This window comes from Kiloniella sp. (assembly GCF_048270245.1).
In the GTDB taxonomy this organism is placed as follows: Bacteria; Pseudomonadota; Alphaproteobacteria; order Kiloniellales; family Kiloniellaceae; genus Kiloniella.
Window position 1 is genome coordinate 96,912 of the sequence record NZ_JBLWTH010000004.1, and the last position, 19,186, is coordinate 116,097.

Genomic DNA, 19,186 nt, shown 5'->3' on the forward strand with positions numbered 1-19,186 from the left:
AAATTGCTAGATTATCCGGCAAGCTTCTTTTTGAGCAACTGATTCACCATACCCGGGTTGGCTTTACCACCCGTCGCTTTCATTGTTTGACCAACAAACCAGCCAATCAGTTTTTCATTACCACCACGGAAGGCTTCTACTTGATCAGGATTAGCTGCCATGATTTCATCAATCGCGGCTTCGATCGGTCCAGTATCTGTGATCTGTTTCAGACCTTTTTCTTCTACTATGGTATCAGCATCCTTGCTGGTTTCCCACATCACTTCAAAGACTTCCTTGGCAATACGCCCGGAAATTGTATTGTCCTTGATTAAACCGATAAGACCGCCAAGCTGTTTGGCTGAAACAGGGCTTTCCTCTAAAGAAAGGCCACTTTTGTTCAGCGCACCAAAGAAATCACCCATCACCCAGTTCGCTGCCAATTTTGGATCGCGACCTTCTGCAACCTCTTCGTAGAAGATGGCTTTTTCACGATCAACGACTAGAATCCCAGCATCATAAGAAGACAAACCAAAGTCATTAATGAAACGGTTTTTCTTTTCATCCGGAAGTTCTGGAATTGTCGCTTTGATTTCTTCAACCCATGCCGGGTCAAGAACCAATGGTAATAAGTCAGGATCAGGGAAGTAACGATAATCGTGCGCTTCTTCTTTGCTTCTCATCGAACGTGTTGTGCCATTACTGGCATCAAACAGGCGCGTTTCCTGAACGATCTCTCCACCGTCTTCCAGGATTTTCACCTGACGTTTAGCTTCATGTTCAATTGTTTGCTGGACATAACGAATAGAATTTACGTTTTTCGTTTCTGTACGTGTACCCAGCTCATCACCCGGCTTGCGAACAGATACGTTCACGTCAGCACGCATAGAACCTTCGTCCATGTTACCATCACAAGTACCAAGGTAACGCAAGATAGCACGAAGCTTACGCAGATAAGCACCCGCTTCTTCAGGAGAACGGAGGTCTGGCTTGGAAACGATTTCCATCAAGGCCACACCAGAACGATTCAGGTCGATGTATGATTGCGTCGGGTGTTGATCGTGAACTGATTTACCAGCGTCCTGTTCCAGATGCATACGTTCGACGCCAACTTCACGAACATCTCCACCTTCGAGATCCAGCGTGATCGTACCTTCGCCAACAATCGGCTCCAGAAACTGAGAAATCTGATAGCCCTGTGGTAGATCGGCATAAAAATAGTTTTTACGCTCAAACACAGACTTCAGGTTGATTTGAGCTCGAAGGCCGAGCCCTGTTCGAACACCCTGTTCAACGACTTCTTTGTTCAACACAGGCAACATACCCGGCATCGCAGCATCGACCAATGACACGTGATGGTTAGGATCAGCACCAAATGTTGTTGCTGCACCAGAAAAGAGTTTGGATTTTGAAATGACCTGAGCATGAACCTCTAGCCCGATAACAACTTCCCACTCGCCTGTATTTCCTTTGATACGATAGCTCATGTTACTTACCTCCGGCCATTAGCTGCGGCAAAGCAGAGAAACCAGCAGCTTCTTCAACAACACCCGCAACCTTCAAGACAGTCTCTTCATCAAAAGCTTTACCAAGTAATTGCAGACCAAGCGGCGTCCCCTCACTGGAAAGACCTGTTGGAACAGATATACCGGGAAGTCCGGCCAAACTGGCTGGAACGGTAAAGACATCGTTCAAGTACATGGCAATCGGGTCATCCATCTTTTCACCAATACCAAACGCAGGGCTTGGGGCAGTTGGTGTCAGAATTACATCCACGCTTTCATAAGCTTTTTTGAAATCATTCGCGATCAAGGTACGAACACGACGCGCCTTGTTGTAATAGGCATCGTAATAACCAGCAGACAGAACATAGGTTCCGATCAAGATACGACGTTTGACTTCATCCCCGAAACCTTCACCACGGGTACGTTCATACATATCATCCAGACTTTCACCATCGACACGTAGACCGTAACGAACGCCATCATAACGGGCCAGATTTGATGAACATTCCGCAGGTGCGATAATGTAATAGGCAGGCAGCGCATATTTAGTATGCGGAAGGCTGATTTCAACAGGCTCGGCGCCCGCTGATTTAAGCCATTCGATCCCCTGCTCCCACGCTTCATCAATTTCTTTTGGTGTGCCGTCCATGCGATATTCTTTTGGAATACCAACTTTTAGGCCACGAATATCACCTGTGAGAGCTTTTTGATAGCTCGGTACATCGACGTTCACCGATGTGGAGTCTTTGGCATCATACCCGGCCATTGCTTCCAGCATGATCGCCGCATCGCGCACAGAACGTGTCATCGGACCAGCCTGATCAAGAGACGAAGCAAAGGCAACAACGCCCCAACGAGAACAACGACCATACGTTGGCTTTAGCCCTACAATACCAGAAAACGCAGCGGGCTGACGGATCGAACCACCTGTATCAGTCCCCGTTGCTGCCATCGCTGAACGTGCAGCAACTGATGCAGCAGAACCACCGGATGACCCACCCGGTGTGAGCTGTGCATCGCTACCATTACGCTGCCACGGATTGATTACATTGCCGTAGTAAGACGTAATGTTTGCAGAGCCCATAGCAAACTGATCAAGGTTGGATTTACCCAACATCACAGCACCGGCATTCCATAGATTGCCAGATACAGTCGATTCATAAGTCGGCACAAAACCATCGAGAATACGCGACGCAGCGGTTGTCTGTGTCCCTTCAGTACAGAAGAGATCCTTCATCGCGATCGGAATCCCCTCCATCAAGCCAGCATCGCCAGTAGCGCGCTTTTTATCAGAAGCATCAGCCATTTCGAGGGCAATTTCAGGTGTCTCAACGATATAAGCGTTAAGCCCGCGAGTTTCTTCCATCGCACTGATATGCGCTTCGGTCAATTCGCGTGCAGAAAAATCACCCTTTTCCATGCCATCAAGAGCATCGGAAATTGTCAAATTATTAAGGTTACTCATTATTCGACCACCTTAGGAACAGCAAAGAAACCATGGGCAGACTCAGGTGCATTTTTTGTCACCCGGTCAACATAGTACCCATCATTGACCACATCCTCACGTAGAGGTTGGGTCATTTCCACAACAGATGTCATAGGCTCAACACCCTCTGTGTCCAGTTCAGAGAGTTGCTCAATCCAACCAAGGATTTGATTTAATTCTCCGGTCAGCTCTTCTTGCTGCTTTTCATCAACCCGGATGCGCGCCAGCCTGGCAATTTTCGCTACCGTATTTTTGTCGACAGACATACTCTGTTCCAATCTTCTATGGATATCGAAAGTATCACGTATTAAATTCGAGCGGAAAATAGCACTCACCCGCCCAAGCTGCAACGCCTACAGAACGCTTTTTATCAAGTAAAACTGCTTTTCTATTATTCAACTGCGACTGCGATTAAAATAGCTAGAGAAATAAGCCTCGAACTAGACTGGGTTACATAACGAGACAACAAGAAAGATATATGCGTTGTCTCGGACAGATTATCACAGGGAAATATCACAAGAGAATAGGTAACAAATTAATGTATAATGGTCTTATTCGGTTAATTGATTTGTAGTTTTGGCCGGGGGCTGACTTGGGCACCTGAGAATGAAGATAGCAACACAAAGCAAACATAAACCGATAAGACCCAGTCCCCATAATGGAACGACTTCTTTATAAGCAACATAGCCTAAACTGGCGCTCATCATTGTAATTGCCAAAGCCTTCGCCTTAAGCGGAATTACCCGATAACAATCCCAATCGCGAACCATCGGGCCAAAGAGATGATGCTGATACAACCAGTTATGAAATCGCTCGGAAGAATGAGAAAAAGCCCACAGAGCTACAAGAAGAAAAGGTGTCGTTGGCAATAACGGTAACACCACCCCGATAAGACCAAGCGTAACGCATAACCAGCCCAAGCCAATCAAACAAACACGTCGAATACCCGTTTTTTTTAGTTTCGTGCTCTCTGCGAAATCAGGTTTCGACATAAATTCTAAAAGGCCCTTTATGTTACTTAAACACTTGAGATTACTCGAGTAAGAGAGATTATTTAAACAGGGAAACAGCTACCCTAACAAACTATAATTAAAAGTTCTTTATCTTGATTTAAGGTGCCCTAACCAAGATATCAATTATTTAAATATCAGCAGACAAATGATTAATTAAAGACTTAGAGAAAACCCGATAAAGGGGAAACATTAAACAAAATTGGATGTAGCCATAAAACAAGCCCAAAACTCAGAATCGCAAGAATAACTCCAAAAAGATCTTTCAGTGTCGGGCGGCAATTTCCACCCTTTAGAAGACCCATAAATGGTATATTTGATGTTCCGGAGGATATTGCGTTCCAGCTTTCTTCCCCTAATAAACGTCTTTTTCGACGATCGACAATGAACATGCCACCAACAGATAAAAGGAGTAAGCCAGCAAAGAATAAAACTTCTGCCAAACTACCGTTCGCAAAAAGATGCGCCCCTGCCCACAAAGCAAAACCCCATAATATCGGGTGACGCACAATTCCAACAACGCCCATACGCGTTTTGTCGAACCCATTGCCCGGACCAATAGAAAGAGGGTTTGGTCGCAAGAAGCCCATAACAAAAAACAAGATTGAAAACGGCATAATATGCGCTGTTGCTCTGGCGGCCCAAGGCTCGTACGGCCACAGCTCAACGTAAGGAGCGGCCCACACTTCATGGATAAGCCAGATCAAGACCCCCGTCGAAACAAGGGAATAGAGAATATAATATCCCGCTTTCCCTAATAGATTAATAAGGGACTGCTTCACCCGACGCATCGGTGGAATTGAATGTAGCAACAAAAAAACAAGAAAAGAGCCGATCAGCCCCCCAAATCCACCAAACATATGCTTTCCGTTTTCTGCCAATTAAGGTAAGTACAAGACACTTATGACAAAGCAATTATCACTTATCTATAGGACACGCTGTCGCGCATCAGACTTCTCTGTGTCCAATACATTTGAATTGTCCGTTTTGTACTGGCAAGTCAAGTCTGTACAGGTAAGTCAAAAATCAAGATAAGAAGATCACGGCTTCGGTGTGATATCGAGATCATAAGGCAAACTAAAAATAATAGGCAGAGCAAAGTGCAGGATTTAGATATTTACGACCTCCCCGATCTCGTCGACCGCAATAAACGTCTGCTCGGCTTGGATCCCGGTACAAAAACAATAGGCGTTGCAGTCTCTGATCGTGATTTTAGAGTTGCGTCCCCCGTCAAAACAATCAAACGCACAAAATTTAAAGCCGACGCCCAAGAGCTTAAAGAGATCTGCGCCGACAAAAATATTGGTGGCATTGTAATGGGGCTGCCCGTCAACATGGACGGGTCCGAAGGCCCTCGCTGTCAATCTGTCAGGACACTTGCGGATAATCTTCGAAACATTGCTGGTATAGAAATACCTATCGTTTTTTGGGACGAAAGGATGTCAACGTCGGCTGTGGAGCGATTTTTAATTGGGGAAGCTGATATGACACGAAAAAATCGTGCAAAGGTTATCGATAAGGCAGCGGCAGCTTATATACTTCAGGGGGCACTGGACGCAATTCAACGAAGAACATCCTCTTAATACCCCTCTATAATCCTCAATATAATGAAACTCTGCGCGTATCCCTAAAAAAATCACTTTCATTGCTGCCATGTACAAAATGCATAAAAAGCAATGAAAGTGCACTCAAATACCAAAACATAACATAATAGATCCACAAATATTTCAAATTTTCGCTGAAAATACTTTTCTATAAAATTTTCCTCAAATTCAAGTTAACATCACCCAGCACAACCTTGCGTTTAGACCCGTCATTCGTATTTATACGAATGTTTACATTAGCGCATAACGACTATCTTCCCTAACAAGACAGACAAATAAGCTCTGATATTTTTGTGCTTTAAAACCTGTAAAGAAGGAAAATAAAATGTTTAGCCTGGAAACCGGCAGCATAATTGTTATACCTATTTTACTCATCAGTTTGTGGGTTGTAACAAGAATTTTTCAGAGTGATGAAAAATCGGCTGTAAAGGTCCTGTGGACAATTACAATCTTTATTTTGCCTGCCATCGGTTGTGCATTGTGGTATTTTATTGGACCACGCAAAGAAAACTCAACACAAAACAGCCTATATTTCCATAAATGACACTATACATATTCGTAATCATACGAATATCATTTCCGGAAAATAAAGCTTACTCTTCCTACAAATGACAACAATGCTTTAAAGAAAGGCATCAAAATGTTTGGTTTCGAATACGGTGGCATCCTGGGGCTTATTCTTCTGGTTGCAAATATATGGGCAATCGTAAAGATCTTCCAAAGCGGTGCAACAACAGGGTCCAAAGTCCTCTGGATTGTGCTTATTATTCTCTTACCAGTAATTGGTCTGATTCTCTGGTTTTTAATGGGCCCCAAATAACCTAATCCCCGAAACACCCAACAACCAAGGTAGCCTTTTCCTCTTTCGAAGGTGTTTCGTCTAGCGACTAAAAAGCGTGCTTATTCTAAGTGCGCTTTTTTCTTCTTCACAAAAAATAATTACCTGCATACCGATCGGCACGAATTTCGACGTGTTGATGCAAGTACAAAACTTACCCGATACTTTACATTCTCAAATGATATGGCTTGAACAAAAAAAAGTGATGGGAACTTTGGCCGTTGCATCTGCTCTCCCCTCTTTTTAAACTTTCCGGCATATTATTTTGTTTTTGCCAAACTGGATGTAAATCCAGACATAAGTTTTTAAGGATATTCTTATGACCAAGCCTACAGGTCCTCTGTCAGGATTAAGGGTTTTCGATCTCTCGCGTATTATGGCTGGCCCAAGCTGTACGCAAATGCTTGGCGATATGGGGGCCGATGTCATAAAGATAGAACGCCCCGGTCAAGGGGATGATACACGCAAGTGGGGACCACCTTTCCTTAAAGACAAAGAAGGCAACGACACAGAAGAAAGCGCTTACTACCTGTCTGCAAACAGGAATAAGCGCTCTGTCAGTTTGGATATTTCCCAAGCTGAGGGACAAAAACTGGCAAAGCAGCTTATTGCAAAAAGCGATATTCTCGTCGAAAACTTCAAAGTCGGCGGACTTGCCAAGTACGGTCTCTCTTATGACGACCTAAAAGAAGAATTCCCCAATCTCATATATTGTTCGATCACCGGATTTGGTCAAACAGGTCCCTACGCCCCGCAGGCTGGTTATGATTTCCTCATTCAGGGTATGGGCGGCATTATGAGCTTGTCTGGCGAACCAGATGGACAACCAATGAAAGTTGGCGTCGCCATCGTAGATCTGATGTGCGGGATGTACGCCAGTAACGCGATCCTTGCCGCCCTTCATCACAGAAACCAAACAGGCGAAGGGCAATACATTGACGTCTCACTTCTGGACACACAGATTGCCTGGCTTGCCAATCAGGGACTTTATTACCTGACGTCCGGCGAACTCCCGCCGCGTCTGGGCAACGGTCATCCCAATATTGTTCCCTACAACGTTGTCCCGTCCAGTAATGGCCACTTTATTCTCGCCATCGGAAATGATGGTCAATACGAAAAATTTTGCCACTTTGCAGATTGCATGAACCTGTTTCATAACGAACGTTTTCATACCAATCAAAACCGCATAAGAAATCGAGACGAGCTTTATTCCCTCATTGGCGAAATCACATCACAACATCCTTCAGAATATTGGATAGAGAACTTGCCTCCTCTTGGCGTTCCCTGTGGCCCGGTCAATGATATGAAAGGTGTTTTTGCCCACCCGCAAACACAGGCCAGAGAAATGAAAATTTCCATGCCCCACCCAACAGCAGCACAAGGTTCCGTCGACTTAATCGGTAGCCCAATGAAATTCTCTCAAACACCTGTAGATTACCGCAAAGCACCACCAAGCATGGGACAAGACACACAAGAAGTTTTGGAAGAGTTGTTAGATCTGGATAGGTCGGCTTTGTATGATCTAAAAGAAGATGGCGTTATTTAAATTTTGACCATCCGATAAAGCTTTTTGAATTTCAAAAGAATCCTCTTTCCACAATTGCACTCCTCCCACTTCAATGACATATTGCGGTTTTAATGACGACATATGCTGAAACGATCGCTGCTGGCCAGACTGGCCACGGGCACCTGCTAGGAATAGAGGGCCTGAGAGCTGATCAGATTTCCAACTTGCTTGACCTAGCCGATGGCTATGTTGACCAGAATCGCGCCGTGAAAAAGACCACTGATTTGTTAGAAGGTCGCACGGTGATTAATCTCTTTTTCGAGAATTCCACCAGAACACGTACTTCTTTTGAGCTGGCCGCCAAACGGTTGGGCGCTGATGTAATCAACATGACCGTTGCCTCAAGCTCTATCAAAAAAGGCGAAACACTGGTTGATACAGCCATGACACTTAATGCAATGCATCCCGATGTCATGGTGGTCCGACATTCAGATTCAGGGGCTGTAAAATTGCTTTCTGAAAAGGTAAATGGCTCGGTCATTAATGCTGGCGACGGAAGCCATGAACACCCGACCCAAGCATTGCTTGACGCCCTGACAATCCGCCGTCGCAAAGGCGATCTTTATGGATTGCGTGTTGCGATCTGTGGCGATGTCGCCCATAGCCGTGTCGCCCGGTCAAACATTCACCTGTTGAATACAATGGGCGCAGAAGTTCGCCTGATTGCGCCACCGACGCTTCTTCCTTCTGCGGTTGACCGTATGGGTGTCGAAACTTTCCACAACATGAAAGAAGGTCTAGAAGGCTGTGATATCGTCATGATGCTCAGGCTACAGCTTGAACGTATGCAGGGATCGTTTGTTCCTTCCGTCCGCGAGTATTTCAGATACTTCGGTTTGGATCAGGAAAAATTAGCTATGGCAAAACCAGATGCCTTGGTTATGCACCCCGGTCCCATGAACCGTGGCGTCGAAATTGACAGTGAACTAGCTGATGATCTAGACCGATCACTGATCAGGACACAGGTAGAAATGGGTGTCGCCGTACGCATGGCCTGTTTACACGCCCTGACACAGGGTACTTTGTCAGACGGAGTGCAATCATGAGCCAGCTCGATAACAAAACGAAACGCGCTTATATAAACGCACACCTCATCGACCCGGCAAGTGGCCTTGATACAAAAGGTGCCTTACTGACCGAAGGTATCCATATTGTCGATTTCGGCCCGGATCTATTCAAAGACGGTGTTCCAGAGGGTATCGAGACAATTGATTGCCAAGGACATCACCTTGCGCCAGGTCTCGTTGATATTCGGGTTCACCTTCGCGAACCCGGCGACGAACACAAAGAAACAATTTTCACGGCAGGCCAAGCCGCCGCCGCGGGTGGTATCACCTCTATCGCCGCATTACCCGATTCCACACCGGTACTAGATGATGTTTCCGGCGTTGAATACGTCGCCCGACGCGCCCGCGAAGCCAAAATGGTTAAAATCTTTCCGTACGGCGCCCTAACAAAACGCCTAGAAGGAAAAGAGTTGACCGAATTCGGTCTGCTTTCCGAGTTTGGCGCCGTCGCCTTTACGGATAGCACCAAAGCAGTCGCAAATGCACAAACCATGCGCCGTGCGCTGAGTTACGCAAAAACATTTAATGCGCTCATCGTTCAACACCCGGAAGAACCAACCCTTGCTGGTGGTGTTATGAATGGTGGTGAGATCTCTACACGCATGGGACTGTCAGGTATCTCTACCTACGCAGAGATCATTATGGTTGAACGCGACATCCGTCTTGTAGAAATGACAGGCGGCCGCTATCACGCTGCGCACCTTTCCACGGCGGGGGCCGTTGACATAATTCGTCAGGCCAAAGCCCGTGGATTGCCTGTTACCTGCGATACAGCACCCCATTATTTCTGCCTGAACGAAAATTCTGTTCTTGATTACAGAACTTTTGCCAAGGTATCACCGCCCCTTCGTTCCGAAGACGATCGTGAAGCCATCTTCCAAGGCTTAGCGGACGGAACAATCGATGCCATTGCCAGCGACCACAGCCCGCATGATCAAGATTCAAAGCGCCTTCCCTTTGCTCAGGCCGAATTTGGTATCGTCGGGCTGGAAACACTCTTTCCTCTGGCCCTTCAACTCTACCATAAAAAAGCTCTTTCGCTTTTGGATTGCCTCTCGCTTGTGACCAATAAACCTGCTGAAATATTAGGACTACCTGTGGGGAAAATTGCCAAGGGTGCAGCGGCCGATCTTGTACTCTTTAATCCTGATAGTCCTTATTTCATCGATCCCGAAAAATTTAGAAGTAAATCGAAAAACTCTCCTTTCACTGGCTTCCCAGCCCAAGGAAAAGTTTTACGAACGGTGGTTGATGGGCGTACAATCTATGAACGATAAAATTCTTAGATGACATATCTCGCCCGCTAACTCCCGAAAAACAAGGACATTTTTCTATGCCAGACCCCATATCATGGAGCCACGTGGCTCCCTTTTATCTGTTAGCATTTGCAGGCAGTTATCTGTTGGGGTCTGTTCCTTTCGGGCTTGTCATTACCCGCCTTTTTGGCTTGGGCGACATACGTCAAATAGGATCAGGAAACATCGGGGCCACGAACGTCCTACGCACGGGCCGCAAGGGCCTGGCTCTCCTCACGCTGATATGTGATAGCGGGAAAGGTGCTGCTGCCGTTTTGATTGCAGCCCTTTGGGGGCCTGATCTTGCTCTAATCGCAGCCCTTGGCTCGGTGCTTGGTCATCTTTTCCCTGTTTGGCTCAAATTTAAAGGCGGGAAAGGCGTTGCGACAACACTCGGCGTGGTCATCGCTCTGTCGTGGATGGTGGGTATTGTTGCCTGTCTTACATGGCTACTCACCGCTTTAACCCTGCGTATGTCATCGCTGTCGGCGCTTACGGCAATGCTGGCAACACCCATAGCGGTCTGGTTTATTCATCATGATCTCCAAATGGTTGAATTGACAGCGTTACTAGCTATCTTGGTTTGGGTACGCCATCACGAAAATATCAAACGTCTAATTAAAGGTGAAGAACCTAAAATCGGTCAAAAGAAATGATCATTTCAGTATTCCCGTACGCTTCAACATAGCACTTCAGGGTTGACTCACCCCCCAACAACACCCCAAATAAAGGTATGTTGAACACCATACGCCCCCCTGCAAATCTGGAAGAAAAGCTTGATTGGCTTCAATTAATTCGTTCCAGATCTGTCGGACCAATAACATTTTACAAGCTATTAGAACGGTTTGGATCAGCGCGTGATGCGCTGCAGGCCTTAACGGCAAAGGCTATAAAGAACAATCAAAAAGACCCCGTCTCAAGCAAATCGAGTATTGATCACGAATTCACTAGAATTCAAAATTTCGGGGCAGAACTTATTGCTTATGGCGAAGATAATTACCCGCCTTTACTTGCACAAATTCCCGATGCCCCTCCTCTCATTCAGGTTCTTGGCAACACAAGGTTTCTCAAGAAAAGAACTGTCGCAATTGTTGGTGCCAGAAATGCATCAACGAACGGGATCACACTGGCAAAAGAATTAGCACAAGACTTGGGGAAATTTGGCTTCCTCATTGCATCAGGTCTCGCCAGAGGCATTGATACAGCCGCACATCAAGGCGCCATACAAAACGGAACAATCGCGGCCGTAGCTGGCGGACTGGATGTCATTTATCCACCAGAAAACAAACCGCTCTATGATGCCATTATCGAGAACGGGGCTCTTATCTCTGAAATGCCATTGGGTAGCGAACCACAAGCCAAACACTTCCCGCGCCGCAATCGACTGGTTTCCGGCCTAAGCCGAGGCGTAGTTGTTATTGAAGCATCCCTGAAGTCTGGATCAATGATTACAGCCAGACTGGCGCAGGAACAGGGCAGAGAGACTATGGCAATTCCAGGTAGCCCCCTTGACCCCAGAAGCAAAGGCGGAAATGCTTTGATCAAACAAGGGGCAACCCTGGTCGAAACAGCTCAAGATATCGTCGAAGCACTCGAGCGTCCTTTTGATCCGCCGATAACAAAATCCGAAAGAAAAAGGGTTGTGCCAGAACCATCAGCACCTCTTTTAAATATCGTAACTGAGAAAAAAATACCTCTTAATGCGGTTGATGCTCGACTTTCTGTAAAAGAGTTGTTAGGTCCTAGCCCAGTATATGTAGATGACCTGCTCCGACAGAGCCAGCTATCACCAACAGAATTGAATGGTATTTTGCTGGAATTTGAATTGGCAGGACAGATTGAATGGCAACCGGGAAACCGTGTTGCCCTGATCAGTTAGGGGTTTCTTAATGGGATCAGTTAGAGGATCTCTTATGAGATCTCTTGAAAGAAATTTGTGATATCAGGCGTTATCCCCAATATCATAACAATAGTATCAGACTATTAGTTAACAGAACCGATTTCTGTTAGTGACCTGGAATTTTAGACGTAGGTAGAACCCGAAGCTATGAACATTGTCGTTGTTGAATCCCCGGCGAAAGCCAAAACAATCAACAAATATCTTGGCGAAGATTATCATGTCCTCGCCAGTTACGGGCATGTGCGCGATCTCCCCCCAAAGGATGGATCTGTCGATCCCGAAGAAGACTTTGCAATGTCATGGCAAGTAGACAGTGGATCTGAAAAACGTCTGAAAGACATTATTGCTGCCTTAAAAGATGCCGATCAACTGATCCTCGCAACCGACCCCGACAGAGAGGGAGAAGCGATTTCCTGGCATCTGGCTGAAGAGCTTGAAAGAAGGAAAAAGCTCAAGGGTAAAAAAGTTTCCCGGGTTGTCTTTAACGAAGTCACAAAAACCGCGATCCAGCAAGCGTTCTCTGAACCAAGAGAACTGAACATGGAACTGGTTGAGGCTTATCTCGCCCGCCGTGCTCTTGATTATCTGTTCGGTTTCACCCTGTCGCCTGTTCTTTGGCGTAAGCTACCGGGCAGCCGTTCGGCAGGTCGCGTTCAATCTGTTGCCCTTCGCCTGATTTGTGACCGGGAATCCGAGATTGAAATCTTCAAACCACAAGAATATTGGACTGTTGACGCGAAACTTTCTACTGAAGACGGTCAGAAATACGGCGCGCGCCTAACTCAACTACGGGGCAAGAAGCTCGATAAATTCGATCTCGCCAATGCCGCCGCCGCACAAGACGCAGTAGATCTGCTCGAAGATGCCACCAGCTTTACGATCAAAACAGTTGAGAAAAAGCAATCTCGACGCAATCCACAACCACCCTTTACGACCTCTACACTTCAGCAGGAAGCGTCTCGTAAATTGGGTTTCGGAGCTTCTCGGACAATGCGGATTGCCCAAAAGCTATACGAAGGGATTGATCTTGGTGGTGAAACGGTTGGTCTGATTACCTATATGCGTACAGATGGTGTCAGTCTTTCCGCAGATGCCATTGCTTCCGGTCGTGATCTTATCGCCAAGCAATACGGCAAAGATTATCTGCCCGCGAACCCGCGCGTTTATAAAAGCAAAGCCAAGAATGCACAAGAAGCGCACGAAGCGATCCGACCGACAAATTTAGAATTGCTGCCACGTGATGTCGTCGCCCATCTTGATGACGAAGGACGCAAACTCTATGAACTGATCTGGAACAGAACCGTCGCCAGTCAGATGGAAAGCGCCATTCTGGATCAGGTAGCTGTGGACATCGACGTTGCCCAAGGGCAAGCCGTTCTTCGTGCCAATGGGTCAGTCTTAAGGTTTGATGGCTTCTTGAAGCTATACAAAGAAGATAAAGATGACGAAAAAGAGGGTCAAGATGATGATCGCCGTCTGCCAAAGCTAACAGAAGGCGATATTGCGAACCGCGAAGAGATTGAAAAAGAACAACACTTCACACAACCTCCACCGCGCTACTCAGAAGCCAGCCTTGTCAAGAAGATGGAAGAACTGGGCATCGGTCGTCCGTCAACCTACGCCTCTATCATACAAGTTCTACAAGATCGCGATTACGTTGTTCTGGAAAAGAAACGCTTCAAACCCGAAGATCGCGGACGTATTGTTGTTACCTTCTTACGGAACTTTTTCGCCAAATATGTCGAGTTCAACTTTACTGCAGACTTGGAAACTCAGCTTGATGATATTTCAGCAGGCTCCGCTGATTGGAAAAAGGTCCTCAGAGGTTTCTGGGATGCCTTCCATACTGCAGTTGATGAAACCAAAGGTCTGACAATCACCGAAGTCATTGAGGCCTTGGACGAAGATCTTAGTGATCATTTCTTCCCGACCCCAGAGGATGCAGATACAAAACATCCAAGAGAGTGCCCAACATGTGATGATGGACGTCTTGGGATCAAGCTTGGAAAAACCGGTGGTTTCATTGGTTGCTCTAATTACCCAGATTGTCGCTATACTCGCCAACTCTCACTCCCAGATGGTGAAGGTGGAGAAAATGATCTCAGTCAGCCAAAGGAACTGGGCATAGACCCAGCAACAGAGCTCGCTGTAACCCTGCGCAAAGGCCCCTATGGTGTTTACGTTCAGTTGGGCGAAGCGGTTGAGAAGACAAAACCCAAACGCGTATCCATTCCCAAGGGAACCCCGATCAGCGATATAACTTTTGAACTTGCTCAAGGCTTGCTTTCGCTACCTCGTGATATTGGTCCTCATCCGGATGATGGTGCCATGATTATCGCTGGCATCGGACGTTTTGGCCCTTACGTAAAGCATGGATCGACCTTTAAGTCCCTGACCAAGGATGACGATGTTCTGATTGTCGGCCTGAACAGAGCTGTTGCCCTTATTGCTGAGGCTCCAAAGCGTGGTCCCGCAGCTGCCCTTAGAACAATCGGAGCACATCCAGAGGACAGTGTTGATATTACCGTTCACTCCGGTAGATACGGCCCCTATGTGAAATGGAACAAAGTGAACGCTTCTTTACCCAAAGATAAAGAAGTCGATACCATTACACTGGAAGAAGCTGTCGAGCTTTTGACTAAACAGCTAGAGAAAAAGGGCGCGAAGAAAAAAGCACCTGCGAAAAAGAAAGCTCCAGCGAAGAAAGCCACAGCTAAAAAGACCACCGCTAAGAAAACGGCCGCAAAGAAACCCGCAGCGAAGAAAACAACCACTGCGAAAAAAACTGCGACTAAAAAGGCTCCTGCAAAAAAGACCGTAAAAACTGAAGAATAAGAGTTAGGAAAAAGGGCGTGACCTCTGATCGAAAATCCCCGCCCTTTCCAACAAAGGAAGCGGTTTTAGACTTTATTGAGCAATCTCCAACTTCTGTTGGAAAACGCGAGATTGCCCGTGCTTTTAATTTGCGTGGCAACGACAAAATCCCCTTGAAACAGCTTTTGAAAGAGCTAAAGGACGAAGGGCATTTTGGACGCGGTGCAAAACAACGCAAAAATAATGTCGACGGTCGCTTGCCCCCCGTTCAGGTCATAGAACTAACACGTATAGATAGCGACGGCGAACTCATCGCAGTTCCTGCCTCGTGGGAAGAAGATCACCCAGCACCGATGATTTACGTTTTGCCAGATCGCAAAAGTAAATTCGACCTTGTGGTTGGCGACCGTGTTCTCGCCAAACTCAAACGACTTGATAATAAAAGCTATCAGGGCATCCCTATTAGAAAACTAGAAGCAGCCCCTCTTAAGATACTCGGCATCTACCAGATTACGGAAGAGGGTGGCTTCGTACGTCCCGTCGATAAAAAGGCAAAGAAGGATTTCATCCTAAATCCCGATCACGCCAAATCAGCAAAACACGGCGAGCTAGTACTCTGTGAAATTCGCAAAGGACGCTCTCGTAAAGGGCTTAAAGAAGTAAAAGTTGTCGAGGTTCTCGGCCGCATTGATAGTCCTCGGGCGTTAAGCCTTGTCGCAATCCACGAACGTAATATTCCCAACCAATTCCCTGAAGAAGCTTTAGAAGAAGCAGCCGCAGCCAAACAAACCACTTTGGGGAAAAGAACGGATCTCCGCGATCTGGCGCTGGTCACAATTGATGGGGCCGACGCTCGCGATTTTGATGATGCCGTCTGGGCCGAACCTGATCCCGATCATGAAGGTGGCTGGCATATCATTGTCGCCATTGCCGATGTTGCCCACTACGTCAGAGCCGGAAGTCCACTGGATGATGAGGCGCAAACACGGGGTAATTCAACCTACTTTGCAGATCGGGTTGTTCCTATGCTTCCCGAAGCACTTTCCAACGGATGGTGTTCGCTTAAGCCCAATGAAGATCGACCTTCAATGGCAGTTCATATGTGGATTGATACAGAAGGCGAACTCAGAAAGCATAAATTTGTCCGAGCTTTAATTCGCTCGCAAGCTCGACTGACCTACGAAGAAGTTCAAGAAGCCCTTAACGGCCATCCAAGCGACAAGACATCTGATCTGCTTGATCCAGTGTTAAAGCCACTAAAAGGCGCTTATGACACTATGCTCAAAGCCCGTCATAAACGGGGAACACTGGAACTCGAAATTCCTGAATTTCAAGTCGTTATGGACGAATCTGGTGAAGTCACAGATATCGTAAAACGCCAAAGACTTGATAGTCATAAACTTATCGAAGAATTTATGATCACGGCCAATGTTGCCGCAGCAATCGAACTCGAAAGCAAGCAACTTCCCTGCATGTATAGGGTTCACGAAGCTCCTGATCCTGTTAAGATCGAAGGTCTTGCAGATAGCCTACATGGCATGGGGATTAAATTCGCCAAAGGGCAAGTTATTCGCCCTAAAGTCCTGACACAGGTTTTGGAACGGGCTTCTGACTTACCAGAAGCAAAGTTAATTAACGAGCTTATACTCAGAGCCCAAAGTCAGGCCAGATACGACGCCACAAATCTTGGTCATTTTGGCTTGGCTCTGACAAGATACGCGCACTTTACGTCTCCCATACGACGCTATTCAGATCTCATGGTTCATCGCGCACTTATCAAAGGCCTGAATCTTGGTAACGATGGCCTGACAAGCGCAGAAACAACGAAGTTTAATGATATTGCTGAACATATCTCGGCAACAGAACGGCGCTCTGCAGCTGCTGAGCGCGATACTGTCAACCGATTCACAGCTTCATTCTTCTCGAAAAAAATTGGAACGATCTTTCCCGGAAAGATCAACGGAGTGCACCGGGCTGGTCTCTTCATTACCTTGGATGAAACTGGCGCTGATGGACTGGTCCCCATGTCCTTTCTGCCCGATGATTACTATATCCACGATGAAAAAAACCACAGCCTGACGGGGCGGCGTTGGGGACGTGAATTCCACTTGGGCGATAGTGTTATGGTTCGTATCTTTGAATCAAACCCTATTACAGGCGGCATAGCACTTCGCATTGTTGAGGGGGATGGCGATGAAGAAACATCCCCACTAAAGCCTAAACCTTACAAACAGAATAGTCGAAGACGCGACAAAATAGGTACAAGTTCTAAACGATCTCCAAAAAAGAACAGGCGAAGGTAGTCACCCGCTATAAAGATTGAAGAAATCCCCCTCTTACAACTTGATCTGATTAAAAATATGCTCTTAATGTATCTTCTGAGCCGTAAGCCCGTGTTTTGTAATTATGAAAGAGGAGACTAGGTAGATGCCTATACGTTTTCAGCCGCATCTTTACCTTCTCAATGCTGACCTGACATCAAGAATACTTTCTGTATTCCTGTTGATTTTCCTTTCTGCATGCGGGACGCCAAATCTAAACCGCAACTACGCTCATAATTACCCCGAAAATGCAGAGTTTGAGCAAAAAACGGCCACAGCTTTGTACGCGGATGCTTTCGAGCATATTGTTCATTATTATATCGAAGAAATTGACGCCTCAAGACTGGCTCTTGCCGCGATGGATAACCTGGCAACTCTCGACCCAGAAATAGATATCATCGATGCCGGTAGCTCTCTTACTTTTACCTATTCAGGGGAAGCTATTTCCCGGCATAGCTATCCTTCTACAATCGATCATAAAGCTTGGGCACGATTGACTGCATCAGTTATTTCAGAAGCCTCGAGATTTTCATCTCCCCTAAGACGTGCGACTGGCGAACAAATCCACCAAGCTATTTTTGACGGTGTTGCTGGTGAGCTAGACAAATTTTCGCGCTACTCAAATCCAGACAAAGCGCTTGCTTATCGTGACAATCGGAATGGTTTCTCTGGTATTGGTATCCGCTACATAAAGGAAAAAGCTGGCGCACGTATCGTATCTGTTATGGAAAACACACCAGCTTTGGCCGTTGGTCTTCAAGAAGGTGATATTATTATCAAGGTTGATGGAACAGACATTATCCCACTCCCTGAAAATGAAATAACAAAGTTGATGAAGGGACCCACGAATACAACAGTTGAGTTAACTGTTAAGCGCACCAATAGTGATTCTCCCCTCACCTACAAAATCACACGAAAAAAAATTTCCGTCCAAACGGTATTCTACAAGCGAATGGGGAATATAGCCTATCTTCAAATATCAAGCTTCAATAAACAAACCCCCCAAAACCTTCTCACAAAAGTAAGAACTGCCCAAAAAGAAATTGGGGACGATCTTTTGGGCTATATACTGGATCTAAGAGATAATGGAGGCGGCATAAAGATAGCTTCAGTCACCTCAGCAGACCTTTTCATATCAAGCGGTACTATTTCCTCTGTAAGGGGAAGGAACCCCAAGAGCCACGATTTAAATGTCGCCAAGAGTAGAGATATCGCCAAAGGGCAACCAATCATCGTTTTAATCAATGCGAATTCCGCCTCTTCTTCAGAGATTTTGGCAGCAGGCCTTCAGGATTCTGGCAGAGCTCTGGTGGTTGGTAGTAACTCCTACGGTAAGGGAACTGTCCAAAGTATTAATGAGCTGCCCAATGGCGGCGAGTTTAGAGTGACCTGGGCGAAGTTCCTTGCTCCATCTGGTTACGCTATCCATGATCGTGGGATAATCCCCAACGTATGTACGACAAACGAAAACTACAGCTCTGCCGATGACATTATTCAGCGCCTGCAATCAGGCACCTTGGAAATGACATATCACATCCAGAATTACGTATCGGAAAACTCATCCGATAGTGAGAGCCTGGAACAAATAAGAGCTTCTTGCCCCCAAAGGACAGAAACAATGGAAATCGATCTAGAGGTTGCAAAGTCTCTGATAAGCTCATCAAAGCTATTTAATATGGCAAAAAACAATACGAACTCAACAACATCAGAGCTGGTAAATTAACCTTCCTGATCATAATAACTATTTCATTTCGTCACTAAACTGTTCGCAATAAAGAAAATGTTAGAACAGGGCTTGAC

At 46.2% G+C, this 19,186-nt stretch carries 16 protein-coding genes; 11 read left to right on the forward strand and 5 right to left on the reverse strand.

Features of this window, described 5'->3' with window-relative positions; translation table 11 throughout:
- Positions 1–11 precede the first annotated feature (11 nt).
- The 5 genes from gatB to ACN0W5_RS10715 all read right to left on the reverse strand — a co-directional run bounded on the left by gatB (position 12) and on the right by ACN0W5_RS10715 (position 4,840).
- Positions 12–1,466, reverse strand: a complete 1,455-nt coding sequence (gatB, locus tag ACN0W5_RS10695; protein ID WP_417454120.1) for an Asp-tRNA(Asn)/Glu-tRNA(Gln) amidotransferase subunit GatB — start codon at positions 1,464–1,466, stop codon at positions 12–14.
- Between the two features lies 1 nt (position 1,467).
- Complete coding sequence (gene gatA / locus ACN0W5_RS10700) at positions 1,468–2,949, reverse strand: Asp-tRNA(Asn)/Glu-tRNA(Gln) amidotransferase subunit GatA (protein WP_417454121.1); 1,482 nt, start codon at positions 2,947–2,949, stop codon at positions 1,468–1,470.
- Positions 2,949–3,236, reverse strand: coding sequence for an Asp-tRNA(Asn)/Glu-tRNA(Gln) amidotransferase subunit GatC (gatC, locus tag ACN0W5_RS10705; protein WP_299380596.1), 288 nt, complete (start codon positions 3,234–3,236; stop codon positions 2,949–2,951). Before gatC ends, gatA begins: the two co-directional genes overlap by 1 nt.
- 285 nt (positions 3,237–3,521) lie before the next feature.
- Complete coding sequence (locus ACN0W5_RS10710; protein ID WP_417454122.1) at positions 3,522–3,962, reverse strand: YbaN family protein; 441 nt, start codon at positions 3,960–3,962, stop codon at positions 3,522–3,524.
- A gap of 182 nt (positions 3,963–4,144) precedes the next feature.
- The gene (locus ACN0W5_RS10715) at positions 4,145–4,840 is read right to left on the reverse strand and encodes an NnrU family protein (protein WP_417454123.1); all 696 of its coding nucleotides are present in this window, start codon (positions 4,838–4,840) and stop codon (positions 4,145–4,147) included.
- Positions 4,841–5,080: 240 nt separating this feature from the next.
- Here ACN0W5_RS10715 and ruvX point away from each other — a divergent pair, with 240 nt between their 5' ends.
- The 11 genes from ruvX (at position 5,081) to ACN0W5_RS10770 (ending at position 19,109) form a co-directional block, all read left to right on the forward strand.
- The gene (gene ruvX, locus ACN0W5_RS10720) at positions 5,081–5,563 is read left to right on the forward strand and encodes a Holliday junction resolvase RuvX (RefSeq protein WP_417429852.1); all 483 of its coding nucleotides are present in this window, start codon (positions 5,081–5,083) and stop codon (positions 5,561–5,563) included.
- Between the two features lie 346 nt (positions 5,564–5,909).
- Positions 5,910–6,128 carry a PLD nuclease N-terminal domain-containing protein gene (locus ACN0W5_RS10725; RefSeq protein ID WP_417454124.1) on the forward strand — a complete coding sequence of 73 codons (219 nt, stop codon included), beginning with the start codon at positions 5,910–5,912 and terminating at the stop codon, positions 6,126–6,128.
- A gap of 96 nt (positions 6,129–6,224) precedes the next feature.
- Positions 6,225–6,404, forward strand: coding sequence for a PLDc N-terminal domain-containing protein (locus tag ACN0W5_RS10730; RefSeq protein ID WP_299380588.1), 180 nt, complete (start codon positions 6,225–6,227; stop codon positions 6,402–6,404).
- A 337-nt stretch (positions 6,405–6,741) separates the two neighbouring features.
- Positions 6,742–7,968, forward strand: a complete 1,227-nt coding sequence (locus tag ACN0W5_RS10735) for a CaiB/BaiF CoA transferase family protein (RefSeq protein ID WP_417454125.1) — start codon at positions 6,742–6,744, stop codon at positions 7,966–7,968.
- A gap of 92 nt (positions 7,969–8,060) precedes the next feature.
- Complete coding sequence (locus ACN0W5_RS10740) at positions 8,061–9,035, forward strand: aspartate carbamoyltransferase catalytic subunit (RefSeq protein WP_299380586.1); 975 nt, start codon at positions 8,061–8,063, stop codon at positions 9,033–9,035.
- The gene (gene pyrC, locus ACN0W5_RS10745; RefSeq protein WP_417454126.1) at positions 9,032–10,333 is read left to right on the forward strand and encodes a dihydroorotase; all 1,302 of its coding nucleotides are present in this window, start codon (positions 9,032–9,034) and stop codon (positions 10,331–10,333) included. The genes ACN0W5_RS10740 and pyrC overlap by 4 nt, the downstream gene beginning before the upstream one ends.
- A gap of 56 nt (positions 10,334–10,389) precedes the next feature.
- The gene (gene plsY, locus ACN0W5_RS10750) at positions 10,390–11,007 is read left to right on the forward strand and encodes a glycerol-3-phosphate 1-O-acyltransferase PlsY (protein WP_417454127.1); all 618 of its coding nucleotides are present in this window, start codon (positions 10,390–10,392) and stop codon (positions 11,005–11,007) included.
- A 77-nt stretch (positions 11,008–11,084) separates the two neighbouring features.
- Entirely contained in the window at positions 11,085–12,230 is a 1,146-nt protein-coding gene (gene dprA, locus ACN0W5_RS10755; protein ID WP_417454128.1) for a DNA-processing protein DprA, read from the forward strand.
- 168 nt (positions 12,231–12,398) lie between these two features.
- Entirely contained in the window at positions 12,399–15,086 is a 2,688-nt protein-coding gene (topA, locus tag ACN0W5_RS10760; RefSeq protein WP_417454129.1) for a type I DNA topoisomerase, read from the forward strand.
- Between the two features lie 17 nt (positions 15,087–15,103).
- On the forward strand, positions 15,104–17,368 hold the full coding sequence (rnr, locus tag ACN0W5_RS10765) for a ribonuclease R (RefSeq protein WP_417454130.1): 2,265 nt from the start codon (positions 15,104–15,106) through the stop codon (positions 17,366–17,368).
- Positions 17,369–17,492: 124 nt separating this feature from the next.
- Positions 17,493–19,109 carry a S41 family peptidase gene (locus ACN0W5_RS10770; RefSeq protein ID WP_417454131.1) on the forward strand — a complete coding sequence of 539 codons (1,617 nt, stop codon included), beginning with the start codon at positions 17,493–17,495 and terminating at the stop codon, positions 19,107–19,109.
- Positions 19,110–19,186: the final 77 nt, after the last annotated feature.

What these genes read in the sequence shown, in the direction of transcription:
- gatB (WP_417454120.1), bottom strand. Translation starts at nt 1,466, where the DNA reads ATGAGCTATCGTATCAAAGGAAATACAGGCGAGTGGGAAGTTGTTATC.
- gatA (WP_417454121.1), bottom strand. Translation starts at nt 2,949, where the DNA reads ATGAGTAACCTTAATAATTTGACAATTTCCGATGCTCTTGATGGCATG.
- gatC (WP_299380596.1), bottom strand. Translation starts at nt 3,236, where the DNA reads ATGTCTGTCGACAAAAATACGGTAGCGAAAATTGCCAGGCTGGCGCGC.
- ACN0W5_RS10710 (WP_417454122.1), bottom strand. Translation starts at nt 3,962, where the DNA reads ATGTCGAAACCTGATTTCGCAGAGAGCACGAAACTAAAAAAAACGGGT.
- ACN0W5_RS10715 (WP_417454123.1), bottom strand. Translation starts at nt 4,840, where the DNA reads ATGTTTGGTGGATTTGGGGGGCTGATCGGCTCTTTTCTTGTTTTTTTG.
- ACN0W5_RS10725 (WP_417454124.1), top strand. Translation starts at nt 5,910, where the DNA reads ATGTTTAGCCTGGAAACCGGCAGCATAATTGTTATACCTATTTTACTC.
- ACN0W5_RS10730 (WP_299380588.1), top strand. Translation starts at nt 6,225, where the DNA reads ATGTTTGGTTTCGAATACGGTGGCATCCTGGGGCTTATTCTTCTGGTT.
- ACN0W5_RS10735 (WP_417454125.1), top strand. Translation starts at nt 6,742, where the DNA reads ATGACCAAGCCTACAGGTCCTCTGTCAGGATTAAGGGTTTTCGATCTC.
- ACN0W5_RS10740 (WP_299380586.1), top strand. Translation starts at nt 8,061, where the DNA reads ATGACGACATATGCTGAAACGATCGCTGCTGGCCAGACTGGCCACGGG.
- pyrC (WP_417454126.1), top strand. Translation starts at nt 9,032, where the DNA reads ATGAGCCAGCTCGATAACAAAACGAAACGCGCTTATATAAACGCACAC.
- plsY (WP_417454127.1), top strand. Translation starts at nt 10,390, where the DNA reads ATGCCAGACCCCATATCATGGAGCCACGTGGCTCCCTTTTATCTGTTA.
- dprA (WP_417454128.1), top strand. Translation starts at nt 11,085, where the DNA reads ATGTTGAACACCATACGCCCCCCTGCAAATCTGGAAGAAAAGCTTGAT.
- topA (WP_417454129.1), top strand. Translation starts at nt 12,399, where the DNA reads ATGAACATTGTCGTTGTTGAATCCCCGGCGAAAGCCAAAACAATCAAC.
- ACN0W5_RS10770 (WP_417454131.1), top strand. Translation starts at nt 17,493, where the DNA reads ATGCCTATACGTTTTCAGCCGCATCTTTACCTTCTCAATGCTGACCTG.